At 73.6% G+C, this 24,901-nt stretch carries 15 protein-coding genes; 5 read left to right on the forward strand and 10 right to left on the reverse strand.

What is annotated here, in order from left to right:
• Positions 1-206 precede the first annotated feature (206 nt).
• Entirely contained in the window at positions 207-1,187 is a 981-nt protein-coding gene (locus tag RE027_RS03055) for an alpha/beta hydrolase family protein (protein ID WP_368806764.1), read from the reverse strand.
• An 84-nt stretch (positions 1,188-1,271) separates the two neighbouring features.
• Positions 1,272-1,682, reverse strand: coding sequence for a nitrite reductase small subunit NirD (gene nirD, locus RE027_RS03060; protein ID WP_368806765.1), 411 nt, complete (start codon positions 1,680-1,682; stop codon positions 1,272-1,274).
• A gap of 225 nt (positions 1,683-1,907) precedes the next feature.
• On the opposite strand from nirD, the gene nirB reads away from it, so the two are divergent.
• Positions 1,908-4,535 carry a nitrite reductase large subunit NirB gene (gene nirB, locus RE027_RS03065; RefSeq protein WP_368806766.1) on the forward strand — a complete coding sequence of 876 codons (2,628 nt, stop codon included), beginning with the start codon at positions 1,908-1,910 and terminating at the stop codon, positions 4,533-4,535.
• Between the two features lie 90 nt (positions 4,536-4,625).
• On the forward strand, positions 4,626-5,741 hold the full coding sequence (locus RE027_RS03070) for a uroporphyrinogen-III synthase (protein ID WP_368806767.1): 1,116 nt from the start codon (positions 4,626-4,628) through the stop codon (positions 5,739-5,741).
• Between the two features lie 46 nt (positions 5,742-5,787).
• Here the strand turns inward: RE027_RS03070 and RE027_RS03075 are convergent, their stop codons facing one another.
• The 7 genes from RE027_RS03075 to RE027_RS03105 form a co-directional block, all read right to left on the reverse strand.
• Positions 5,788-7,023, reverse strand: a complete 1,236-nt coding sequence (locus RE027_RS03075; protein ID WP_368806768.1) for a heparan-alpha-glucosaminide N-acetyltransferase domain-containing protein — start codon at positions 7,021-7,023, stop codon at positions 5,788-5,790.
• A 172-nt stretch (positions 7,024-7,195) separates the two neighbouring features.
• Positions 7,196-8,797 (reverse strand): FAD-dependent oxidoreductase, encoded by a 1,602-nt coding sequence (locus RE027_RS03080; RefSeq protein ID WP_368806769.1) that lies wholly within the window; start codon positions 8,795-8,797, stop codon positions 7,196-7,198.
• Positions 8,794-10,947 carry a molybdopterin oxidoreductase family protein gene (locus RE027_RS03085; protein WP_368806770.1) on the reverse strand — a complete coding sequence of 718 codons (2,154 nt, stop codon included), beginning with the start codon at positions 10,945-10,947 and terminating at the stop codon, positions 8,794-8,796. The genes RE027_RS03080 and RE027_RS03085 overlap by 4 nt, the downstream gene beginning before the upstream one ends.
• A 46-nt stretch (positions 10,948-10,993) precedes the next feature.
• The gene (locus RE027_RS03090) at positions 10,994-12,406 is read right to left on the reverse strand and encodes an MFS transporter (protein WP_438612410.1); all 1,413 of its coding nucleotides are present in this window, start codon (positions 12,404-12,406) and stop codon (positions 10,994-10,996) included.
• 293 nt (positions 12,407-12,699) lie between these two features.
• Complete coding sequence (locus tag RE027_RS03095) at positions 12,700-13,920, reverse strand: heparan-alpha-glucosaminide N-acetyltransferase domain-containing protein (protein ID WP_368806771.1); 1,221 nt, start codon at positions 13,918-13,920, stop codon at positions 12,700-12,702.
• Positions 13,910-17,983, reverse strand: a complete 4,074-nt coding sequence (locus tag RE027_RS03100; RefSeq protein ID WP_368806772.1) for a Pls/PosA family non-ribosomal peptide synthetase — start codon at positions 17,981-17,983, stop codon at positions 13,910-13,912. Before RE027_RS03100 ends, RE027_RS03095 begins: the two co-directional genes overlap by 11 nt.
• A gap of 326 nt (positions 17,984-18,309) precedes the next feature.
• Positions 18,310-19,299: an alpha/beta hydrolase family protein gene (locus RE027_RS03105; protein WP_368806773.1), complete on the reverse strand. Its 990-nt coding sequence runs from the start codon at positions 19,297-19,299 to the stop codon at positions 18,310-18,312.
• 213 nt (positions 19,300-19,512) lie between these two features.
• On the opposite strand from RE027_RS03105, the gene RE027_RS03110 reads away from it, so the two are divergent.
• Positions 19,513-20,955, forward strand: coding sequence for an amino acid permease (locus RE027_RS03110; RefSeq protein WP_368806947.1), 1,443 nt, complete (start codon positions 19,513-19,515; stop codon positions 20,953-20,955).
• A gap of 59 nt (positions 20,956-21,014) precedes the next feature.
• On the opposite strand, the gene RE027_RS03115 is transcribed toward RE027_RS03110, so the two are convergent.
• Positions 21,015-21,737 carry a sirohydrochlorin chelatase gene (locus RE027_RS03115; RefSeq protein ID WP_368806774.1) on the reverse strand — a complete coding sequence of 241 codons (723 nt, stop codon included), beginning with the start codon at positions 21,735-21,737 and terminating at the stop codon, positions 21,015-21,017.
• A 152-nt stretch (positions 21,738-21,889) separates the two neighbouring features.
• On the opposite strand from RE027_RS03115, the gene cobA reads away from it, so the two are divergent.
• Together cobA and RE027_RS03125 are read left to right on the forward strand one after the other, a co-directional pair.
• Positions 21,890-22,912: a uroporphyrinogen-III C-methyltransferase gene (gene cobA, locus RE027_RS03120; RefSeq protein ID WP_368806775.1), complete on the forward strand. Its 1,023-nt coding sequence runs from the start codon at positions 21,890-21,892 to the stop codon at positions 22,910-22,912.
• Positions 22,902-23,765, forward strand: coding sequence for a uroporphyrinogen-III synthase (locus tag RE027_RS03125; protein WP_368806776.1), 864 nt, complete (start codon positions 22,902-22,904; stop codon positions 23,763-23,765). Before cobA ends, RE027_RS03125 begins: the two co-directional genes overlap by 11 nt.
• Positions 23,766-24,901: the final 1,136 nt, after the last annotated feature.

The following is a 24,901-nucleotide window of genomic DNA, read 5'->3' on the forward strand; positions in this document are numbered from 1 at the left end:
GACGGATCGGTTCGGTGCCCACGCGCCGATGTCGTCCGCGACCGCGCCCCCCGGCACGGCGCCCGGTCCCGCACGGGGGTCCGGAGGCACAGTGATGCGGACCCCAGCGTACTGGAGCGGAGGACGACGGCGACGGGGAACGTGCTTCGTGTCCTTCTGTGACATTTGCAAACAGCGGGCGCCGTCCGGCAGCGCCACCGGCCGGGCTACCCGGCCCCGGTGCTCTCCCCGGTGCCTTCCCCGGCCGCCTCCTCGGCCTCGGTCAGGACCTCGTCCAGGATCCGCACGTCGGGCAGGTCGAAGTGGTCCACGCCCTCGCGGATCCGCAGGCTCACGTTGTCGTAGCCGGCCGCCTCGTACCACCGGTGCCCGTGGCGGGCGGCGCCCAGGGCGTCGAAGGTCGCCCGCGGATCGGTGCCGTCGTCGTCCCGCCCCACGTCCCAGTGCAGCCGCAGCCCGCGCAGCTGCGACCGGGTGGGCTCCGACCCGGCTTCCCGGGGCCCCTGCCCGCCGCCGAGCAGGATCGCCCCGCCGCCGGGGACGAGGTCCACGTGGTCGGCCAGCAACTCCCGGCCGATGAGCTGGGCGCCCCCGGAGTAGCCGGTCAGCCAGGTGCGGGAGCGGTCGATGTCGTAGTCCGCCAGCAGGCGCTCCTCGACGAGCGCCCGGAACCACTCGGCGTTGAGCTCGCGCTCCTCCCACCAGGTGGCGTCCCCGGAACGGTCCGGGGTGCGCGGCACCACGAGGACCATGTTGTGGGCGCGCGCCACCTCGGCCAGGCACGAGACGTTGTACTCGGGGCTCTCGAACTCCCACGCCCCGTCCCCGTGCAGGCGGAAGACCACGCCCACGGGCCGGCTCCAGTCCACGCCCTGCGCCAGGACGTGGTAGCCGCTGGTCACCCCGTCGTGCTCGAAGCTGAGGTCGAAGCGGTCCCGGGTCTGCTGCCCCGGCCCGAACAGGTCGGCGCCGAAGAGCCCGCGCTCCTCGGCGGCCTCCCGCCGGCGCACGGGCACGTCCATGTCCATGCCGTAGCGGTGGCACGAGAGCGTCTCCGGCGTCCCCGGCTGCGGCGGGGGCTGCTCCGACCGGTCGAGCAGGGCGGCCAGCGCCACGGCCAGCGCGAGCAGGAGAACGAGGCCGAGCACCAGGCCGGCGACGACCCACCGCCGGCCGCGCCGCCGCACGGCGACGCCTCGGTGGCGGTGGCGCCGCGCGGACCGCGGCCACCGGGAATTGCGAAAGGGACGCTGTCGTGTCACCCGCTCATCTTATGGACGGACCCCTGGGAGTTCCCCACCGGCGGACGGTGCGGAGGGCAGCGCCACGAGGACCCGCCCGTCCCGCACCCGGACGGGGTGCACGGGCAGGTCCGGGCCGTCGCCGCTGAGGCAGTGGCCCGTGCCGAGGTCGTAGACCTCCTTGTGCAGGGGCGACGCGACCGTGACCGCCCCGCCGCGGGACCCGAGGATGCCCCGCGCCATCACGCAGGCCCCCGTGCGGGGGTCGCGGTGGTCGGCGGCCAGGACCGTCGAGGGGTCCAGACGGTACAGCGCCACCTGGCGCCCGGCCACCCGGGCGGCCTCGCCCCACAGGGGCTCCAGGTCCGTCAGGGCGCACACGTCGTGCCAGGCCGTCGCGGCGGCGGGACGGGTCGGGGCTTCCGGGAGTGTCTCGGTCATGGGGGCCTCCTGCTGGTTCGGCAACGTCGGGCCCGACGTTAGGCGGACCGGGTTTCGAGGGCGCTCCTCCACCGTTTCGGCCGGGTCAAACGCCGCTCACGCAGGGCGCGGGCAGCGGTGAGGAAAGCGAAAACCCCCCGGAACGGCAGGGCAACCACGGGGCAATCCCCGCCTCCTAGGGTCGGTGACGACGCCCCACCCGCCCACCCGTTCCCGGAGGTCCCCGTGACGCGCTCGCCCTTCACCGCCCGCTCCCCGCAGCACGTCGTCGTGGTCGGCGGTGGCCCCGCCGCCCACCGCTTCGCGGAGGCGGTGCTGTCCGCGGAGGACCACCACGTGCGCCTCACCGTGTTCGCCGACGAGCCGTGGGTGCCCTACGACCGTGTGCAGCTGTCCAAGGCGCTGACCGGCCCGGCCGGCGAGGTCGACCTCACCCTGGGCGGCGGCACCGTCTGGCAGGACCCGCGGGTCGACCTGCGCCAGGGCGTGGAAGCACGGGAGATCGACCCCGCGGCGCGCACCGTCACGGCGGCGGACGGGTCCGTCACCGCCTACGACGAGCTCGTGCTCGCGACCGGCTCGGACGCCGCCCGTCTCGACGTGCCCGGCGCCCACCACGCCCTCGTCTTCCGCACGCTCGCCGACGTCGCGGCGATCCGGGCCGAGGTGGAGCGGCTGCGCGCCCACTACGGGCGCACCCCCCGCGGCGTGGTGATCGGCGGCGGGCTGCTGGGTCTCGAGGCCGCCGGGGGGCTCCAGGAGCTCGGCGCGGAGGCCACCGTGGTGCACTCCCGCAGGTGGCTCATGAACGCCCAGCTCGACGAGGGCGCCGGGCGCTCCCTCAACGCCCTGATCTCCGCCCGGGGGGTGCGCCTGCACCTGGGCGAGCGGCCCTGCGGGATCGGGCTGCGCAAGGCCGACGGCGAGGTGTGCGCCGTCGAGTTCCGGGACTCCCCCGACCTCGAGGCGGACCTGGTCATCGTGGCCACCGGCATCCGCGCCCGGGACCGGCTGGCCTACAACGCCGGGATCGGGACCGCCCCGCGCGGCGGTGTGGTGATCGACGAGGCCTGCCGCACCTCCGCGGAGCACGTGTGGGCGATCGGCGAGGTCGCCTCCTGGAACGGGGAGTGCCTCGGGCTGGTGGCCCCGGCCAACACCATGGCCGAGATCGTCGCCGACCGTCTCGCGGGCGGGCGCTCCCGCTTCGAGAGCTTCGACACCGCGACGAAGCTCAAGCTCGCCGGCGTGGACGTCGCGTCCTTCGGCGACGCCTACGGGGAGACCGCGGACTGCCTCGAGGTCGTCTACGCGGACCCCGCGCGGGGGATGTACCAGAAGGTCGTCGTGACCCAGGACGCGCGGACCCTGCTGGGCGGGGTGTTCGTCGGCGACGCCGAGCCGTACAACGCGCTGCGACCGCTGCTGGGCCGGGAGCTGCCCGCCGAGCCGGGCGCCTACCTCTCGGCCTCCGGCGGGGACGCCCCGGCCGGCGACCTGCCCGACGACGCCGTGCTGTGCTCCTGCAACAACGTGACGACCGGCGCGGTGCGCGAGCGGATCTCCTGCGGCGTGCACGAGATCGGCGAGCTCAAGAAGTGCTCCCGGGCCGGCACCCAGTGCGGCTCCTGCATCCCGATGCTCAAGAAGACCCTGGACCTCGAGCTGGCCAAGGCGGGCGTGGAGGTCTCCCAGGCCCTGTGCGAGCATTTCGAGCTCTCCCGCGCCGAGCTCTTCGAGGCCGTGCGCGCCCTGGATCTGTCCTCGTGGGACGAGGTCGTGGGCCGCTTCGGCACGGGCCTGGGCTGCGACATCTGCAAGCCCGTGGTCGCCTCCGTCCTCGCCTCGCAGCGCGACGAGTACGTGCTCGACGCCGGGCGCGGCGCCCTGCAGGACACCAACGACCGGGCGCTGGCGAACATGCAGAAGGACGGCACCTACTCCGTGGTCCCCCGTGTGCCGGCCGGCGAGATCACCCCGGAGAAGCTCATCGTGCTCGGCGAGGTCGCGCGCAGGTACGGTCTCTACACCAAGATCACCGGGGCCCTGCGGGTGGACATGTTCGGCGCGCGCCTCGAGCAGCTGCCCGAGATCTGGCGGGAGCTCGTGGACGCGGGCTTCGAGTCGGGGCAGGCCTACGGCAAGGCCCTGCGCAACGTGAAGTCCTGCGTGGGCTCCTCGTGGTGCCGCTACGGCGTGCAGGACTCCGTGGGCATGGCCGTGCGGCTGGAGCTGCGCTACCGGGGGCTGCGCTCCCCGCACAAGTTCAAGATGGGCGTCTCCGGCTGCGCCCGCGAGTGCGCCGAGGCCCGCGGCAAGGACGTGGGCGTCATCTCCACCACGGACGGCTGGAACCTCTACACCGGCGGCAACGGCGGGGCGACCCCCGCCCACGCCCAGCTGCTGGCCCAGGGCCTGGACGACGAGACCCTGGTCCGCTACATCGACCGGTACCTGATGTACTACATCCGCACCGCGGACCGGATGCAGCGCACGGCCCGGTGGCAGGAGGAGCTCGACGGCGGGATCGAGCACGTGCGCGCCGTCGTCGTCGAGGACTCCCTCGGCATCGGCGCGGAGCTCGAGGCCGCCATGGAGCGCCACGTGGGCCGCTACGAGGACGAGTGGGCGGCGACCCTCGCGGATCCGGAGCGGCTGCGCCGCTTCCGGTCCTTCGTCAACGACGCCGCCCCGGACGACTCCCAGGACTACGTGCTCGAGCGCGGCCAGCGCCGCCCCGCGACCGACGCCGAGCGCGCGGCCGCCGGGACAGGCGACGGGCCCGTGCTGCTGACCGGTCCGCGCATCCCCGTGCGCGAGGGCGCCGCGACCGGTGCGCCGGCCGGGGTGTGAGCGCGCGGGGACGACCCCGCGCCCTGCGGCGGTGAGCTGCCGGAAACATGCAGAAACACGGCGGTCACAGGGCGACCATACCCTCGGGTCATGAGCGCTGAACCATCCGCCCCCGAGGTCGGCGAGCTGACCGGGTTCCGCATCGGCGTGACCGCCCACCGCCGGGCCACGGACTTCATCTCGGCCCTGGAGCGCCGCGGCGCGCAGGTGGTGCACGCCCCGGCCCTGATGATCTCCCCCGTCACCGAGGACGCCCGGGTGGTCGAGGACACCCGCACGCTGCTGGCCCACCGGCCCGAGATCCTCGTGGTCACCACGGCCTACGGGCTGCGCCGCTGGTTCGAGGCCGCGGACGCCGCGGGCCTGGGCGAGGACCTGCGCGACGCGGTCCGGGCGGCCCGCGTGCTCGCCCGCGGCGCCAAGGCCCGCGGCCAGGTGCTCTCCCTGGAGCTCGAGGACCCGGAGGTCTCCTCCGACGAGCGGACGTCCTCGGTGGTGGACCGGCTCCTGGCCGACGGCGTGGCCGGCATCCGCGTGGCCGTCCAGCTGCACGGGCTGACCGACGAGATCCAGCTGGAGCGTCTCGTGGCCGCCGGCGCCCAGGTGGACACCGTGGCCCCCTACCGCTGGCTCTCGGCCGACGACGGCGAGCGCCTGCCCGCCCTGATCCGGGACGTGTGCGAACGCCGACTCGACGTGCTGACGTTCACCGCCGCGCCGGCCGTGGACTCCCTGTTCAGCACCGCGCAGGAGACCGGCCACTACGACCGGCTCGTCGAGGCCCTGCGCACGGACGTCACGGCCGCCGCGGTCGGCCCGGTGTGCGCCGGGCCCCTGCTGGAGGCCGGGCTGGCGCCGCTGGTGCCCGAACGGTTCCGCCTGGGCGCCCTGGTCCGGGCGGTGTGCACGCACACGGCCGAGGCGCGCACCGTGGTGGTGCCCACCCGGTACGGGACGCTGCGGCTGATGAGCACCGGCACCGCGCTGGACGGCACGTACGTGCCCCTCTCCGACGCGCAGGTCGCGGTGCTGCGGGCGCTGGCAACGAGCCCGGGGGCGGTGGTGTCCCGGGCGCAGCTGCTGTCCGCGGTCCCGGGCCTGGACACCGAGCACGCCCTGGAGATGGTGATCTCACGGCTGCGCAAGGCCCTGCCCGCTCCCCTGGTCGCCACGATCATCAAGCGGGGCTACCGGCTGGACGCGTGACGGCCGCGACAGGTCCCGAGGACCCGGTGGCGGCTCCCGTCAGGGTTCAGGAGCTCCGGCCACCGGGGGACTCCCGGCCCAGCACCGCCCGGCGGACGGGGCGGACCACCGCGTTCATGAGCATCTCCACCGGGCCCTGCCCGAAGGCCCGTTCCCACGCGAGGGCGAACAGCACCGCGAGCACCAGGTTCACCACGGTCCAGAGCACGCGGTGGTCGTAGAAGAACTCGAAGGACAGGAACACGAGGTGGGCGTAGTACAGGCTCAGGGTCATCGCCCCCATGGCGGCCAGCGGCACCAGCCAGGTCTCGAACTTCCGGGCGAGGAGCAGGCACGCCCCGACCACGGCCAGGCTCACCCCGAGGCTCCAGGCCACGGAGAACGGCGTGTTGATGTCGGGGGTGGTGAGGACCAGCCACCACAGGCTGTTGTCCGGCAGCCCGCCGGATCCGTACACGAGGAGGTTGTCGAGCTGCTCGCGGGTCAGGGAGGGAATGCTGAAGAGCAGCGTCGTGTAGACGTCGGCGGAGTAGAGCACGTGCCACGAGACGAGCTTGGCGGTGGCCGCGAGGGCGGCGCCGGCGACCAGCAGGCGCACCTGGATCCGCAGGCTGCGCAGGTTCAGCCGGCCGATGGCCACCCCGGCGAGCAGGTAGGCCATGTAGGGCAGCGCGGGATAGGTGCCCGTCAGCAGCAGCTGCCAGAACACGGCGGCCGGCTCGGAGAGCACGGTCCCGAAGGTCGGGTTGAGCGAGGAGAACTCCGGCAGCGCGTCGCCGACCCGGTGGACCAGCAGGGGGCCCACCAGCAGGAAGACCCCCGAGAGGACGAACAGCGTCCGGGGGGCCAGCCCGATGAAGGGCAGGGTGAGCAGGAAGAAGGCGGCGAAGTAGATCAGGATGTTGTAGGCCGGGGGCTCCGGCGGCATGAGGTAGCCGATGCTCAGGCCCAGGACCAGCAGCAGCACGGCCCGCACCGCGACCCCCGCCCGCGCAGCCATCAGGGCCCGGCCCCGGACGGGACGGCGCCCGCCGGAGGTGAGGGCCAGCCCCGTCCCGGCGAGCAGGGCGAAGAGGGCGGGAGAGTCCCCGGGGAAGAAGATCCAGGTGAGCGTGGGCCTGCCGGTGCTGGGATAGGCCGCGGGCAGCAGGTGGACGCACATGATGGCGATCAGCGCCACCCCGCGTGCGGCGTCGATGCCGGTCAGGCGGCCCGACGTGCGCCGGGAGGCGGATCCGGGGGCGGTCTCCGGGGATCGGCCTCCGGCTGCACCGTCTGTCATGGGTCGTCGTCCTGTTCTGCGAGGTGGTCCTGCTCCTTCCGGGAGAGATCCGCGCCCATGGTCGCACCCTGCACCGGGCAATCGGTGCATCGTGGCCCCGAGTGACCACGGCGCGTCGCGCCCGGGTGGCGCGGTCGGCCTCCCCGGCGCTGCCGGCGCCCCGATCCGCCGGTCACACGGCCGCGGCGGCGTGCTTCTCGATCAGCTCCCGGACAGCGCTCCTGCAGCCGCCGCAGCCGGTGGCCGCCCGCGTGGCGCAGCTGACCTCCTCGACGGTGCGGGCGCCCTCCGTGACCGCGTCGGCGATCCGGCCCGCCGTGACGCCCGCGCAGTGGCAGAGCGTCGACTCCGGGGTCGCCCGGCTCTCCCCGCTCCCCGCGTCCGGGCCGTCGAGGCGCAGCAGCACGCTCGGGTCCTCGGGCACCGCCTCCCCCCGGTCGTAGAGCAGCCCGATGCCGGCGGCGGAGCGGGGCAGGCCGAGCACGATGTAGCCCTCGAGGGTCCGGTCCGGGCCGAGCACGAGCTTGGCGTACGTCCCTGCCGAGCCGTCGGCCCACTGCACCACCGACCCGCCGTCCGGACGGGCTTCCCAGGGCACTCCCCCGACCCTCCCGGCCGCGGCGAGCTCCACCTGGTGCGCCTTGAGCCGCACCGCACCGGCGGGGCCCTCGGTCAGCGGGGCGAGGACCGTCGTCCCGCCGTCGGCCACGGCCTCCAGCTCGGCGCGCACCCGGGCCGCGAGCCACTCCGCCTGCCGCCAGCCGGGACCGACGAGACCGGACGGGCCCGTCCCCTCCCGGGCCGGGCAGACCTGGCAGGACGGGTCCTTGCACAGCACCTCGGCGCAGTCGCCGATCGCGAACACGCGCTGCTCCACGTCGGCCTCGAGTTCGTGGTCGACCACGACGCCGCGGGCGGTGCGCAGTCCGGCTCCCGCGGCGAGCTCGGTGCGGGCCGTGACGCCGATCGAGAGCAGCAGCAGCTCACCGGGGACCTCCCGGCCGTCGTCGAGGAGGAGACCGCGGAAACGCCGGTCCTCGTCCAGGAGCACCTCGCGCGCCTGGGTCCCGGAGACGACCCCCACCCCGGCGTCCGCGAGCGCCCGGCCCAGCAGGGCACCGCCGGCCGCGTCGAGGGACCGGGTCATCACCCACGGGGCGTGGTGCACCACGGTCACCGGGCAGCCGACCTCGCTCGCGGCGAGCGCGGCCTCGAGCCCGAGCACGCCGCCGCCCAGGACCACGACCCGGCCCCGGCGGTCGACGACCTCGCGGACCGCGCGGGCGTCCCGCAGGTCCCGCAGGGCGGTGACGCCGGCCGGGAGGTGCTCGTAGGCGTCCGGGTCGGGGTTGATCCCGCGCAGCACGGGCAGGTTGGGGCGGGCACCGGTGGCGAGGACCAGGCGGTCGTAGCCGAGCTCCCGGGACTCCCCCGTCGGTCCGTCCGTGAGGCGCAGGATCCGGCGGGAGCGGTCGATCCGGGTCACCTCCGTGCCGAGCAGGACGTCGACCCCGGACCGCGACAGGGCCTCGGGGTCGGCCAGTCCCATCGTGGCGAGCTCGGCGCGGCCCACGGCGTGCTCGCCCACGAGCACCCGGTTGTAGGCGGGCTCGGCCTCCCCGCCGATCACGGTGAGCCGGATCGTGCCGTCGGCGGCGAGGTCGGCGACGTCGTCGACGAAGCGCGCGGCCACGGGGCCGAAGCCGATCACGACCACGTGCTCGCCGGGCCGCATCGGGGTGCCGGTGGAACGGGTGCTGCGGTGCACGCTCATCGGGTCGTCTCCTCGGGGTCGATCGCCCGGACCGTCACCGCGCCGGCCTTGAACTCGGGCATGGCCGAGACCGGGTCCACGGCGTCCGAGGACACGAGCTTGTTGGCGGTCTGCCGGCCGGCGTAGTGGAAGGGCAGGAACACGGTGTCGGGGCGGATGTCGGAGGTCAGCTGGGCGCGGGCCACGGCACGGCCCCGGGCGCTGGTGAGCTCCACCGCGGCACCGTCGCGGACGCCGAGAGCGGCCGCGGTCGCGGGGTGGATCTGCATTCTGGACCCGGGCCTGGCCTCGTGCAGGGACGGCACGCGGCGGGTCTGGTTGCCGGACTGGTAGTGCTCCAGGTACCGCCCCGTCACGAGGGTCAGGGTCCCCGCCCGGTGGAGGGGCTCCCGGCGGTTCCGGTGCGGGCTCGGGTCCACGGCGCGGCCGGCGGCTCGGGTCCTGACCGGCACGAGCACGGCCCGCCCGTCCGCGTGCCCGAAGCCGTCGAGGAAGGCCCGGGGCGTGCCCGCCGACCCGCCGGCCGGGTACGGCCAGTAGCAGGCCTCGTCCGCGTCCAGGGCGGCCCAGCTGATCCCCGAGTAGTCGGCCTTCCCCCCGGCGGAGGCACGGCGCAGCTCCTCGAAGACCTCCTCCGGCTCGGGGCTGAACGTGCCGGGAGCCCCGAGCCGCCGGGCGAGCTCGGCCATGATCCACAGCTCGTCCCGGGCTCCGGGCGGCGGGTCCACCGCGCGGCGGCGGCGCAGCACCCGGCCCTCGAGGTTCGTCATGGTGCCCTCCTCCTCGGCCCACTGCAGGACGGGCAGGACGAGGTCGGCGTACCCGGCGGTCTCGGAGAAGAAGAAGTCGCAGACCACGAGGAAGTCCAGGGCCTGCAGGCCACGGGTCACGGCGTCGGTGTCCGGGGCGCCGATCACCACGTTGGAGCCGTTGACCCACAGGCAGCGCACGCCGTGCTCGGTGCCCAGGGTGGTCAGCAGCTCCACGGCCGGGATCCCCGCGCCGGGCAGGTCCACGGGGTGCACGCCCCACACGCCGGCCACGTGCTCGCGGGCGGCGGGGTCCGTGATGGTGCGGTAGCCGGGGAGCTGGTCCGCCTTCTGCCCGTGCTCGCGCCCGCCCTGCCCGTTGCCCTGGCCGGTGAGGGTGCCCCAGCCGGAGCCCGGCACACCGGGCAGGCCGAGGAGCAGGGCCAGGTTGATCGCGGCGGTCGCGGTGTCCGTGCCGTCGACGTGCTGCTCCACGCCGCGGCCGGTGAGCACGTACGTGCCCCGGCGCTCGCGGGCCAGCAGGTGGGCGGCCCGGCGGATCCGCGCGGCCGGGACCCCGGTGACCTGCTCGACCCGCTCGGGCCACCACGCGTTGACGCTCGTCGTGAAGGCCTCGAGGCCCGTGGTGCGCCGCTCGAGGTAGTCCCGGTCCGCGAGGTCCTCGTGCAGGACCACGTGGGCCAGGCCCAGCAGCAGCACGAGGTCCGAGCCGGGGGTCGGCTGCAGGTGCAGACCGCCCCCGTCCTCGGTCATCCGCGCCGTGGCGGAGCGGCGGGGGTCCACCACGACCAGGCCGCCGTGCTCCTGGGCGTGCCGCAGGTGCTGGAGGAACGGCGGCATGGTCTCGGCCGGGTTGGTCCCCAGCAGCAGCACGGTGTGGGCGTCGTCGAGGTCCGTCACCGGGAAGGGCAGACCCCGGTCCATCCCCAGCGACCGGTTGGCCGCGGCCGCGGCGGAGGACATGCAGAACCGGCCGTTGTAGTCGATCCGCGAGGTCCGCAGCGCCACCCGGGCGAACTTCCCGAGCTGGTAGGCCTTCTCGTTGGTCAGCGACCCGCCGCCGAAGACGCCGACCCCGTCCCGGCCGTGGCGCTCCTGCGCCGCCCGGAACTCCCCGGCCATCCGGTCCAGGGCCGCCTCCCAGGACACCTCCCGGAAGACCCCGTCCGCCCCGCGCAGCAGGGGTGCCGTGAGCCGCGAGGGGTGGGCCAGCAGCTCCGACGACGTCCAGCCCTTCCGGCACATCCCGCCGCCGTTCACCGGGAACTGCCGGCCCCGCACCTCCGGGAAGCCCTGCGCGGCGGCGGCCTCCGAGCCCGTGTCGAGGGTCATCGCGCACTGCAGGGCGCAGTAGGGGCAGTGGGTCGCCGTCGTGGCCATGCGTGCCGCTCCTTCGGGAAGGGGTGGGGGTCGAGGAGTGCGGGCCTCAGATGTGGCTGTCGCCCATCTCGGTGCCCTTGCGCAGGTAGCAGAACCAGGTCGTGCCCAGGGCCACGAGGTAGAACGCCACGAAGCCGTAGAACGCGGCGCTGTAGGCGCCCGTGGTGGTGTTCGAGAGGTTCAGCGCCTGCGGGATGAGAAAGCCGCCGTACGCGCCGACCGCGCCGATCAGGCCCAGGGCCGCGGAGGCCTTGCGCTCGGTGGAGACCGCCGCGTCCTGCTGCTGCCGCAGCCCCAGCACCCGGTAGATCGAGGGGATCATCCGGTACGTGGAGCCGTTGCCCATGCCGGCCGCGGTGAAGAGCAGCAGGAACAGCCCCAGGAACAGCCAGAAGTTGGCCAGGGGCAGGGTGAGCACCACGGCCAGCGCGAGCAGCGCCATGACCGCGAACACGGCCACCGTCATGGGGGCGCCGCCGAAGCGGTCCGCGAGCCTGCCGCCGTAGGGCCGGGAGACCGAGCCGACCAGCGGGCCGAGGAACGCCAGGGACAGTGCCGCGGCGCCCACGCCGAAGGACGAGAACTCGGGGAAGGTGTCCGCGATGAGCTTCGGGAACACGCTGGAGAAGCCGATGAAGGAGCCGAAGGTGCCCACGTAGAGGAAGGACATGATCCAGAAGTGCGGTTCCTTGACCGTGGCCAGGGACCCGGCGACGTCGCCCTTGGCGTGGGACAGGTTGTGCATGTACCGCTTCGCGCCCCACGCCGCGAACAGGATGAACGGCACCCACAGCCATCCGGCGACCGACAGCCCGCTGGCCCCGAGTGCGACGAGCGAGACGGCGATCGGGACGACCAGCTGGGCCACGGCCGTGCCGAGGTTGCCGCCGGCCGCGTTCAGCCCGAGCGCCCAGCCCTTCTCCCGCACGGGGTAGAAGAAGGTGATGTTGGCCATCGAGGAGGCGAAGTTGCCGCCGCCGAAGCCGGCGGTGGCCGCCAGCAGCAGCATGACCGCGAACGGGGTGTCCGGGTTGCCGACCGCCAGTGCCAGGCCCACCGTGGGGACCAGCAGCAGCAGGGCGGAGACGATGGTCCAGTTCCGGCCGCCGAAGCGTCCCACCATGAAGGTGTAGGGGATGCGCAGCGTGGCGCCCACCAGGGACGGGATGGAGATCAGCCAGAAGATCTGGGGGTCGGTGAAGGCGAAGCCCGCCCCGGGCAGGAAGACCACGGTGATGGCCCACAGCTGCCAGACGGCGAAGCCGAGGAACTCGGCGAAGACGGACCACTTGAGGTTCGTGCGGGCGATGGGGCGGCCGGTGCTCTCCCAGAAGGCGGGGTCCTCGGGGCGGTAGCCGTCCAGCCAGCGGCCGGGCCGCTCGCGCAGCGCCAGCGGCGGGACCGTCGTCGGCGACCCTGCCGCCGTCGTGGACGGGTCGGGGTGCAGCTCTGGACTCACGGGGACCTCCTGGAGGGGCGGGGCGGTGCACGACGACGGCGGCGTGCGGTGCCTCCACCGTAGGAAGCCCGTGTTTCCGCCCCGGACGGCAGGAGTAACGGCCCGGTGCACTTTCGCTCACACGGCCGGGGCACCCGCGTGAGGACCCCTGGGCGCGCCGCCCCCCCTCATGCGCCGAGTCCCCAGTCCGGTGGCGATCCCCCACTCACGAACGTGGGGATTCGGCACCGGACTGGGGACTCGGCGTCGGGGTGGGGCCGGGCGACAGGGCGTGCCCGGGGTGGGTCAGGCGGTCAGCGCTCCACCACCCGGCGGGTGATGCCCTTCGAGACGCGGGCCACGAGCTTCTCGAGCGGCCCCTGCCCCACCGCGCGCTGCCAGGCCACGGCCAGCAGGCCGAAGACGACCAGCTGCATCCAGAACCAGAACCCGGGGGCGAGGTCGTAGACCCCCGTGGCCAGGAACAGCAGGTGCAGGGTGTAGAGCGTGAACGTCATGGACCCGGCCGCCGCGAGGGGCGTCAGCCACTTGCCGACCAGACGGGCCAGGAGCAGGAAGGCACCGAGCGCGAACACCGCCATGCCGAGGCTGATGAACAGCGCCGGGGGCGTGTTGCTGTGCGGGGCCGGGACCATGAGCCACCACAGGGTGGTGGTCGGCAGGGACGGCTCGGGGCCGAAGACCAGGATCGCGTCGATCTGCTCCTCGGACATCCAGGGGGTGGCGGACCAGATCCGGTCGTAGACCCCGAGGATCAGCAGCGCGGCCATGGACACCGTGTAGGCGAGCAGGGCCGTCGCCGCGCCGACGCCCGCGAGCCACAGCTGCACCCGCCGGCTGGTGAGGTTCATCCGGCCCAGGGCGATGCCGGCCAGGAGGTAGCCCATGTAGGGCAGGGCCGGATAGGTGCCGGTCAGCAGCAGCTGGGAGACGACGGTGACCGGCTCGGTGACCAGGTTCCACAGCGTGGGATTGCCGTAGACGTGGGCGGGCAGGACGTCCAGGGACCACTGCATCAGGAACGGGGCGAGCACGGCGAACAGCACCGCGGTCACCAGCAGGTGGCGGATCCGCAGGCCCAGGAACGGGATCGCGAGCAGGAAGAACATCCCGTAGTAGATGAGGATGTTGTTCACCGGCGGGGCCACGAAGCCGACGAGGAAGCCGACGAGGGCGATCACCGCGGCGCGGCCCACCAGCCCGGCCCGGTCCCCGGCCAGCCGCCGACCCGTGTGCGGGGTGCGGCCGCCGGAGAGGAAGGCCAGGCTCACGCCGGCCAGCGTCGCGAACAGCGCCGCCGAGTGCCCGGCGAACAGGGACCAGCTCACGGAGGCCCGCTCGGCGTCCGCGTTCCAGACCGGCAGGGTGTGCACGGCGATCATGCCCAGCAGGGCGAAGCCGCGGGCGGCGTCGACGCCGACCAGCCGCCGCCGGGTGCGCCGGCCGGCGGGGCCCGGGACGTTGAGCACCGCGGTGCCCCCGCCCCGGGTGGCGGTGGGGTCGTCAGCGCTCACGGGCCGACCCCCCGGTGCCGACGAGCTCGCCGGCCGGGACGTGCAGCGGGCGGATCGGGTTGCCGCCCCAGGTGCTGCCGGCGGGCACGGTCTCCTGGGCCATCACCAGGGAGCCGGGGCCCACGGTCGCGCCGGCCTCCACGGTGCTGCCCGGGAGGACGAAGCTGTTGGGACCCAGCGTGGACCCGGCCTCCATCGACACCGGCTGCAGCCGCATGATGCGGTCGTGGAACAGGTGCGTCTGGAGCACGGTCCCGCGGTTGACGGACACGCCCCGGCCGAGGTGGACGAGGTCGAACTCCGGCAGCCACCAGGTCTCGCACCACACGCCGCGCTCGATCCGGGCGCCCATCAGGCGCGCCCAGACGTTGAACACCGGGGAGCCCACGGCCAGGCGGATCAGGCCCGGCACGGCCAGCGACTCCGCGAAGGTGTCGGCGAGCTCGTTGCGCCACACGAAGGAGCTGAACAGCGGGCGCTCGCCCTCGCGGAAGCGGCCCATGAGCGCCCACTTGACCATCACGGGCACCAGCGCTGCGAGCACGCCGGCGGTGAGCACCACAGGGGTGGCCCACAGCAGCGCCGCGACGATGCCCTCGAGGTCGCTGCCGGCGCTCATGTAGATCGTGGTGAGGACGTAGACGATCGCGAGGTCGATCCACGCGGTGACCATGAAGGGCACGGCGCGCAGGGACTCCATCAGCGTGCGGGCCACGACCAGCCGCCGGCGCGGCCGGTAGGTGACGGCCTCGTCCGCGGCGTCGCTGACCCGGCTGATCGGCTCGGGCATCCGGCCGAGCCAGGACGTGCCGGCCTCGGCGTGCTCCGGGGTGGAGGAGAGCACCGCGATCAGGGAGTCGTCGGGGACGTCCCGGTCCGGGCCCACGATCGCGGAGTTGCCCACGAAGGAGCGCTCCCCCACCGTGGAGCGGCCCACGTGCACCCAGCCGAAGCCGGTGCGGGCGGAGCTCACCATGGAGTGGTCGGCCATGAAGGAGCCGGACTCGAAGGTGGTCAGGTGCGGGAGGGTCTCCACGGTGGAGATCTCCACCTGGTTGCCCACGCGGGCGCCCAGCAGCCGCAGGAAGAACGGCGTGGCGATCGACGCGTAGACCGGGTAGGTGGACACGAGGCTCTTCTGCAGCAGCACGCTGGTCAGCCACACGGCCCAGGCCACGGACCCGTCGGCGCGGTGGTGCCCGGGCGTGATGAGCCGGGCGAGCAGGCGCACCACCAGCACGAGCAGGGCCAGGTACACGAGGGCCGTGAGCACGGCGAACACCGGCACCCACAGGGCCAGGATCGGGAAGACGCGCTCGTAGAGCTCGACCCCCTGCACCTGCGGGAAGACGATCAGGACGCCGGGGACGACGGCCAGCAGGGGCAGCAGCCCGACCGTGCCCAGGCCCAGCGCGTACAGCAGCCCGGTCAGGAACCGGTTGCCGTGGCCGGCGGTCCGGTCGGGCCAGGTGACGCCGGCGGGACCGAGGTCCACGAGCGGGGAGCCGCCCTGCAGCCGCCCGGCCGGGACGGTGCCGGTGACGTGGGAGCCGGGGTCGACCTCCGCGCCGTCCTCGACCACCGCGCCGGGGCTCAGCAGCGTGCGGGTGCCGACCCGGGCGTTCTCGCCCACGGACACGGCGTCGAGGTGGAAGACGTCGCCCTCGAGCCAGTAGCCGGAGAGGTCGACCTCGTGCTCCACGGCCGCGCCGTCGCCGATGCGGGCGAGCCCGCTCACCGGCGGCATGGTGTCCAGGTGGGTGTGGCGGCCGACCCGGTTGCCGAGCAGGCGGAAGAACAGGACCATCACGGGGGTGCCCATGAGGGGCTCGAACTTGTTGAAGATCAGGATCCGCTCGGCCATCCAGACCCGCAGGTGGGTCCAGGAGCCGCGGGGGTGCACGCCGGGGCGCAGCCGGAAGGTGAGCAGCCGGATGAACAGCGCGGTGAGCACGAGCCGGCCGGGCAGGGCGAAGAGCACCAGCCAGCCGATCACGAGCGGCAGCAGCGGCGGGTTCGGGACCCAGGACGCGCCGAGGACGTTGAACAGCAGCCACACGACGATCGCCGAGCCCAGCACGTAGCGCAGGCCCGAGACGGCGTAGAGGCCCGCGAGGAAGGGGACCTGCACGAGGCCGTTCCAGCGGGGGGTGTCGGTCACCCGGCGGGCGCGCGCGGCGTCCTGGGCGACGACGTCGACGGGCGCGAGGCCCGCGAGGTACTCGTGCATGCCCATGAGCGTGGGGTGGCGGTAGATCTCCGCGATCTCCGCGTCCGGGTAGGTCCGGCGGATCTCGGAGACCAGCTTGGCCACGGCCACGGAGGTGCCGCCGAGGGCGAAGAAGTCGCTGTCCTCGTCGATGGGCAGGGGGCCGAGCTGGTCCGCCCAGAGCGCGGCGAGCCACTCGAGCTCGGCGTCGATCTGCGAGCTCTCGGCGTCCGCGCCGGCGGCCGGCAGCGGCCAGGGCAGGGCCTTGCGGTCCACCTTGCCGGAGGTCTTCAGGGGCAGCTCGTCCATCAGCGCCAGCGCGGGCACCATCTGGCCCGGGAGGCGGTCGGCGAGCAGGCGGCGGGCCTCCTGGAGGTCCACCGAGCCCGGCGCGTCGGCCACGAGGTAGCCCACGAGGACCTGGTTGCCGGCGGGGGTGGTGTGCACCGCCGCGGCACCGGCCTGCACGCCGGGCAGGCGGCTCATCTGCTCGTCGATCTCGCCCATCTCCACGCGGCGGCCGGAGATCTTGACCTGGTCGTCGGCACGGCCCACGAAGACGATGCCCTCGGGGTCGGCGCGCACGACGTCGCCGGAGCGGTAGGCGCGGTCCCAGCCCAGGGTGTCCATGGGCGCGAACTTCTCGGCGTCCTTGGCCGGGTCCAGGTAGCGGCCCAGGCCGACGCCGCCGATGATCAGCTCGCCCTCCTCGCCCCAGCGCACGGGGTTACCGGAGGAGTCGACGATCGCCAGCTCCCACCCGGGCAGCGGCAGGCCGATGCGCACGGGCGGCTCGCCGGTGAGGACGGCGCCGGTGGCGATGACCGTGGCCTCGGTCGGTCCGTAGGTGTTCCACACCTCGCGGCCCGGGCGGACCAGGCGGGCGGCCAGCTCGTTGGGGCAGGCCTCGCCGCCGAAGATCAGCAGGCGGATCCGGCTCAGCGCCTCGGCCGGCCACATGGACGCCAGCGTGGGCACCGTGGAGACCGCGGTGATGCCCTGCTCGACCAGCCAGGGGCCCAGGTCGGTGCCCGAGCGCACGACCGAGCGCGGGGCCGGGACCAGGGCGGCACCGGAGCGCCAGGCCAGCCACATCTCCTCGCAGGAGGCGTCGAAGGCCACCGAGAGCCCCGCCATGACCCGGTCGCCCGGGTTCAGCGGGCGCTTGGGCAGGTACAGCTCTGCCTCGGCGTCCACGAGCGCCGCCGCCGAGCGGTGGCTGATCGCCACGCCCTTGGGCTTGCCGGTGGAGCCGGAGGTGAAGATGATCCAGGCGTCGTCGCCGGTGCCGGGCTGGCTGCAGTCGGCGGCGGGCTGGACGCCGGGGCGCGGCGCGAGGGACAGGCCGGCGCCGTAGACGGCGCACACCGAGGCCTCCTCCCACACCGTGGTGGCGCGCTCGTCGGGGTCGTCGAAGTCCACGGGGACGTAGGCGGCCCCGGCGAAGATCGTGCCGAGGATGGCGACGTAGAGATCCACGGTCCCGGAGGGGACGCGGATGCCCACACGGTCCCCGCGTCCGATGTCGAGGTCCCACAGGCGCTGGGCCTGCGCCTCGACGCGCTCGAGGAACTCGGCGTAGCTGAGCACCGTGGTCCCGTCGTCGAGCGCCGTGGCGTCCGGGTGCCGGGACACGGTGTCCATGACGATGTCCACCAGCGTCCGGGACGCCGGGGCGTGCGCGACCGGGAAGACGGCGCGGCCGGGGACCTGGGTCAGGGGCTGCGTCCGCAGGGCACGGTCGAGGACGTCGCCGTCCTCGTCCGGTGCCGACTGCGGGTTCCGGTCCTCGAGCAGGTGCCGGCCACCCCCCAGCCGGGTCGAGCCGCTGCGCATGCTTGAGCGCACTGTCATTGATGTCCCCCATCGATGTCCACACCGCTGCGGATCTGCGCAACGGCTGTGCCGGCGGGGAGAAAGAGCCCAGAGGACCGGTACGACCGGTGTGGAAGGCACTCCAGGGCAGGCCACCGGAAGGGCGGCGCGCGGAGAGTCGTAGTTCGGCCCGATGCCCCCGCATCGGCCTTCCCCCTGAGCCGGATCCCCGCCGACTCCTTTACTGCACCGTACGGCCGGTCATATTGCTTTCGCAAGCCCATGCGGCCGCTGTGCCGGGCCCTTGCCCGGCGGCTGCGCCGATCTTCCGCGTCGTTGCAGGCCGGAGCGGGGTCGGGGAGAGATCAGTCACTCTCCCCCGCCGCGCGCGCGGCCGAAGTGAGGACATCCCCCAGCACGCGGGCCTCGGGCAGCTGGAAGTGGTCGACGCCCTCCCGGTAGCGCACGCTGGTGCGCTGATAGCCCGCGTCCTCGTACCGGGCGTGGCCGGCGGCCGCCGCGGAGAGCGCGTCGAACGGCGCGGAGGGGTCGGAGCCGTCGTCGTCGAGGCCCACGTCCCAGTGCAGCAGCAGGTTCTCCAGCTGCTCCTCCGTGGGCTGCGAGGAGCCGGTGGCGGGGGCCCCGCCGCCGCCGGTGAGCACGGCGCCGCCGCCCTGCAGGAAGTCCACCCGGTCGGCCAGCAGCTCGTAGCTGATGAACTCGGCGCCGCCGGAGTAGCCGTGCAGCCACGTGCGGGAGCGGTCGATGTCGTACTTCGCGAAGATCTCCTGCTCGGCCAGGGCCAGGAACCAGTCGGCGTTGCCCTCGAGGTCCTCCCACCACGTCGGCTCGCCCTGGCGGTCGGGGGTGCGCGGCGCCACGAGCACCGCGTTGTGGGAGCGCGCCACCGCCGCGAGGCACGAGACCTTGCGCTCGGGGTGGTAGTACTCGTAGGCGCCGTCCCCGTGGAGGCGGAAGACCACCCCGACCGGCCGGCTCCAGTCGATCCCGTCGGCGAAGACGTGGTAGCTGCTGGTCACCCCGTCGTGCTCGAAGGGGACGTCCATCCGGTCGGACGGGCCCTCCTGCAGGCGCGGCCCCCCGGAGAGCACCGGCCCGTCGCTGAGCGGACGGGGCACGCCCCGCGGGGCGACGCTCACGCCCGCCAGCCCGTAGGGGGCGCAGGAGATCTCGTCCTCGGTCGTCGGGGCCGGGTCCCAGGCCCAGCGGGCGCCGAAGCTCGCGGCGACCAGGAGTACCAGGAGCACGAGGGAACCGGTGAGAAGCGCCACACCTGCCGCCCGGCGGGACCGGTGGCGCGCGCTGTCCTGCCCCGGTCCGGTCTGCGATTCCACCCGTCCATCGTACGGGGACGCCCGGCGGCGGGGTGACGGACCGATTTTCGGCTTTGCAACCCATACCCCATAATCGGCCAGGACCGTTCGGGGGGACGGTGCCCCCGGCCTCCTCCTGCCGTGGTCCATCCACCGCACCAGAGGAGAAGATTCCGCGTGACCACCACCGCACGCCCTCGGGCCGAGCAGACGGCTCCTGCGACCCAGGAGCAGCTGCAGTCCCAGGAGAAGCTGCGCCGCAGCCTCAAACCGCGCCACCTGACCATGATCGCGCTGGGCGGGGCCATCGGCACCGGCCTGTTCGTGGCCTCGGGCAACACCATCGCCACCGCCGGACCGGGCGGGGCCCTGCTGGCGTACGTCGTCATCGGCTTCATGGTCTTCCTGCTGATGCAGAGCCTGGGCGAGATGGCCACGTACCTGCCGGTGTCCGGCGCGTTCGAGGAGTACTCGACCCGCTTCGTCAGCCCGTCCTTCGGCTTCGCCATCGGCTGGAACTACTGGTACAACTGGGCGATCACCGTGGCCGCCGAGCTCGTGGCCGCCGCCCTGATCATGCGCTACTGGCTGCCGGACGTGCCGTCCTGGATCTGGTCGGGCACATTCCTGGTGATCCTGTTCCTGCTCAACGCGCTGAGCACCCGCGCCTACGGCGAGACCGAGTTCTGGTTCTCGCTCGTGAAGGTCGTCACCGTGGTGGTCTTCCTGGTGCTGGGCATCCTGATGATCGTGGGGATCCTGGGCGGGCAGTCCCCGGGCTTCGAGAACTGGACCACCGGCGAGGCGCCCTTCGTGGGCGGCGGCCTGGGGATCCTGGCGATCTTCATGGTGGCCGGGTTCTCCTTCCAGGGCACCGAGCTCGTCGGCGTCGCCGCCGGTGAGGCGGAGAACCCCGAGAAGAACGTCCCCAAGGCCATCCGCACCGTGTTCGTGCGCATCCTGCTGTTCTACGTGGGTGCGATCACCGTGATCGGCTTCCTCATCCCCCACACCAGCCCCAACCTGCTCACCAGCGACGTCGAGGACATCTCCATCTCCCCGTTCACCCTGGTGTTCGAGAACGCCGGCGTGCTGGCGGCGGCCTCCGTGATGAACGCGGTGATCCTCACCGCGATCCTCTCCGCCGGCAACTCCGGGCTCTACGCCTCCACCCGCATGCTCTGGGCCCTGGCCGACGGCGGCAAGGCCCCGCGCTTCCTCGCGAAGGTCAACCGCCGCGGCGTGCCCATGAACGCGCTGCTGGCCACCACCCTGGTGGGCGGGGCGTCCTTCCTCACCACGTTCATCGGGGACGGGGACGCCTACGTCTGGCTGGTCAGCGCCTCGGGGCTGGCCGGGTTCATCGTGTGGATGGGCATCGCCTGGAGCCACTACCGGTTCCGCAGGGCGTACACGATCCAGGGCCACGACCTCGCCGACCTGCCCTACCGGGCCCGGTTCTTCCCGCTGGGACCCGTGGTCGCGCTCGTGCTGTGCGCCGTGGTGATCCTGGGCCAGAACTACCAGGCCTTCCTCGGTGAGGTGGACCTGCTGGGCGCGCTCACCGCCTACATCGGCCTGCCGCTGTTCCTGGCCCTGTGGTTCGGCCACAAGCTGGTCACCGGCTCGAAGATGGTGCGCTACGAGGAGGCGGACCTCTCTCGCCTGCGCGACTGACCGCAGCCCCCTCTCCACAGCATCAGCGGTGCGGAGTGGGCGAGCGCATCAGGCCCGGGTCACGCCACCGAGCGGTAGCGGGAGACCACCACGTCGACGAGCTCGGGCGGGACCTCCCCCTCCGGCACGGCCAGCGGCTCGGTGTCCACGTCGGCCCCGGCGGCGTGCGAGAGGTCCAGGAAGTAGCCGGGAGCCAGCAGGTAGTTGGCGACGACGACGCGACCGCCCTCCGCCAGGCCGGCCCGGGCGGCGGCCACCGCTTCCTGCACGCGGGGACGTGCGGCGGCCAGGTAGGACACGGTCACGGGCCGGCCCAGCTCCTCCGCGAGCAGATCCGCCACCGCGGCGCAGTCGACCACCGCGCGATGGTCCGAGGAGCCGGCCGTGGCCAGCACCACTGCGTCGTGCTCCCCCAGCGGGGCGCCGTCGGCCCCGCACGCCTCGTGCACCCGCCGGGCCAGCAGCCGGGCCAGCGCGCGGTCCGGGCCGAGGGCGGCGGAGACCCGGTGGAGCTCGTCGGCGGCCACCGCCTCGGCCACGTCCACGTAGACGTGGTAGCCGGCGGAGAGCAGCAGCGGCACCACCACGGCCGGCCGACCGGCGTACTCCCCGGTGCGGGCGGCCAGGTCCGGGGTCTGCACGTCCACCCACGTGGGCACCACCTCGGTGCCGGGCAGCTCCGCGGCGACGGCGTCCACGAGACGGGACACGGCGGTGCGACCGGCCGGGAACCGGGTGCCGTGGGCACAGGCCAGCAGGACGGGGGCGTCGGAGGTCGTCATGCTCCCAGCCTATGATCGAGAGGCGGGACGGGCAGGTTCCGTCACGGGACGTCACGGTGCAACGGCGCCGTAACACGGATGTCCCACTCTGGTAGGGGGCCCACCATGGCATGCGTGGTGCCCCGACCCCCGCTCTCCCCCTGGAGGACCCCATGCTCCTGACCGCCGACCTCACCGACGTCCCGGTGCTCGTCCTCGGGAATCCGCACGAGGCCCGCCGCGCCCACCACCGGTACGCCGCGGCCGGCGCCGCCGTCCGCGCCGTGGCCGACCCCGCCCGGCTCTCCGCCTCGGACGTCGCCGGGGCCGCCCTCGCCGTGGTCGTGGGCCCCGCCGCCCAGCGCTGGCGGGACGCGCTGCGCGAGGCCGGTGCCCGCGTGCCCGTCGTCCAGGAGCCGGCGGCCCGGACCGGCGGACGGGTGACCCTGGTCGGCGGCGGCCCCGGCGCCGACGACCTGCTCACGGTGCGCGCCGTGAGCGCCCTGCAGGACGCCGACGTCGTGTTCGTGGACCGCCTCGCCCCCGCGGGCGCCGTGGCGGCCGCCGCCCCGGGCGCCGAGATCGTCCCGGTGGGCAAGACCCCGGGCCACCACCCGGTCCCGCAGTCCCGGATCCAGGAGCTCATGGTCGAGCACGCCCTGGCCGGCCGGTCCGTGGTGCGGCTCAAGGGCGGCGACCCCTACGTCTTCGGCCGCGGCGCCGAGGAGCTCGCCGCGTGCGCCGCCCACGGCATCCCGGTGGACGTGGTCCCCGGGATCACCAGCGCGGTCTCCGTGCCCGGGGCCGCCGGGATCCCCGTGACCTTCCGCGAGGTCTCGCGCATGTTCACCGTCGCCTCCGGCCACGTCCCGTTCTCCGAGGCCGAGCTCGCCCACTTCGCCGGTCTCGGCGCCTCCGGCGGGACGCTGGTGGTGCTCATGGGCGTGGCCACCCTCCCGCACCTCGTGGCCGGTCTCGTCCGCTCCGGGGCGGACCCCGCCACGCCGCTGGCCGTGGTGGAGCGCGGCTTCACCGACCGGCAGCGCTCCACGGTCACGACCCTCGCCCGTGCGGTCGAGGACACCGCGGCGGCCGGCTGCGGCTCCCCCGCCGTCGTCGTCATCGGACCCGTGGTGCGCCTCGCGAGCGCGGAGCGGGACGCCTTCCTCGCCGAGGTGACCGCCCATGGCTGCTGAGGAGCTGCCCCTGGCCGGGCGGGTGGTGGGCGTCACCGCGCACCGCCGCTCCGAGGACCAGATCGCCGCGCTCGAGCGGCGCGGCGCCCGGGTGATCCACGCCCCGGCGCTGAAGGTCGAGCCGGTCGGCGAGGACGCCGGGCTCGCGGCGGCCTCGCGGGCGCTGTTCGACGCCCGCCCGGACCTGGTCCTGCTCACCACCGGCTACGGGCTGCGCCGGTGGCACGACGCCGCCGAGGCCCAGGGCTTCGACGCCGAGCTGCTGCTGTGCCTGCACGAGGCCGCCGTCTACGTGCGCGGGCCGAAGGGCCGCGGTGCGGTGCGCGGTCTGGGCCTCGAGGACGCGGGCATGTCCGCCGACGAGACCACCCGGGGACTCGTGGATCTCGTGCTCGCCGAGCACGACGGCGACCTCTCCGGGCGCACGGTCGGCCTGCAGCTGCACGGGATCGCCGACGTCGCCCAGCGGCGCCGGCTCACCGACGCCGGCGCCCGGGTGCTGACCGTGACCCCCTACCGCTGGGCCTCCGCCGACGACGCCGGGCAGGTGCCGGTGCTGGTGCGCGAGGCCGCCGCCGGGCGGGTCCACGCGATCACGTTCACCGCCGCCCCGGCCGTGGACGCGCTGTTCAGCACGGCCGAGGAGCTGGGGCTGCACGAGGAACTGCTGGCCGCGTTCCGCGGGGGCATGCTCGCCGCGACCGTCGGCCCCGTCACCGCCGCCCCGCTCGAGGAGCTGGGCCTGTCCCCGCTGGTGCCCGAGCGGTTCCGGATGGGCGCGATGCTCAAGCAGCTCACGGAGGCCCTGTCCGAACCCCGCTCACCGGCGTCGCAGGAGTCCTCCCCCTCCTGAACCGCGATCAGGTCCGCCCGGGCGTGCCGCCTGCCAGGGGCGGAATGCGGGTCGGACTGTCGCCAGGAGTCGTTCGCGGATCTCACCGAAATCATGAGATCGCATGCAAAGCCGCAGCACCTGGCCTGAGCCCGCACTTCCGCCACGCACTGGAAGGCCTTGCCACAACGACACTCACCAGCGATGACTGCAATACATCGTCACGTTGGGCATGGCCCTACACACTTACGCACCACGCATTAGGGGACACGGATCGAACTTTCTGCCCCCAGTTAAGCCCATATTTTTCACAGCCTGGAACGGGGACAGCACCACGAACCGCACGATCACGGCTCTTGGCTATCCCACATTCATTTATTCCCATAAGCCCACGTCAATGCGTCGCGACGGCGGTCCTATTCATGCAAGCGCAAATCCTGCAAGCTCTCAGCAAGTTGGTTCATCCGGGGGGACGGACCAATCGACCCTCGTACACAGGTCGACGACGGTTCTAAGGGGCTTGCCGTGCACTCTTCCATTCGATCCATCATGCCCGCGGTCGTGTTCAGCGACACGCGACTACGTTGGCGGTCCGTTCACGGGATCTTCCGTGCTCCGCACGAGCCGAGGAGAGCAGGGGTCAAGCGGTGACAGCCGACGGGTCGGTCTGACGGCCCGCCCACTGCGCGACCGAGCACGCGTGCGAAGACGGAGTGCCGGAGTCGCCGAATCCGGCGATCTGCGATTTCTCGGGCCACGCTCGACACGACATATCGGCAGTAGATGGGACCCGATCTCCTGGTGTCCGGAATGCCACACCCGTTCTCTGCACCGTGCCGCTTCGACACACCAGTCCGACACCACCGTCTGAGCGCAGCAGACCGGCAGAAGAGGCCCAGCAGGCACTTGAACCGTCCGGCGGGGTCTTCCGCGGCCCGGCGACGGACGTCTGTGCACACGAATAGGCCGATTCAGATCAATACCTCTGAATTGGGCGCCGGGAAGCCAGCGCCCGGTACCTTGTCACGCCCGCACCGGGACCACGGTCTCGGCGGCGCCTCACCCCACGACCGTCAAATCCGAGGGCTTCGTCGCTGTTTCATCAGCACGTCGAACGTCTCGTTCATCCGTCAGTCCAAAGATATTCGTCCGGAAGG

Origin of the sequence: Kocuria sabuli (genome assembly GCF_040981185.1) — a bacterium.
GTDB classification, from domain to species: domain Bacteria; phylum Actinomycetota; class Actinomycetes; order Actinomycetales; family Micrococcaceae; genus Kocuria; species Kocuria sabuli.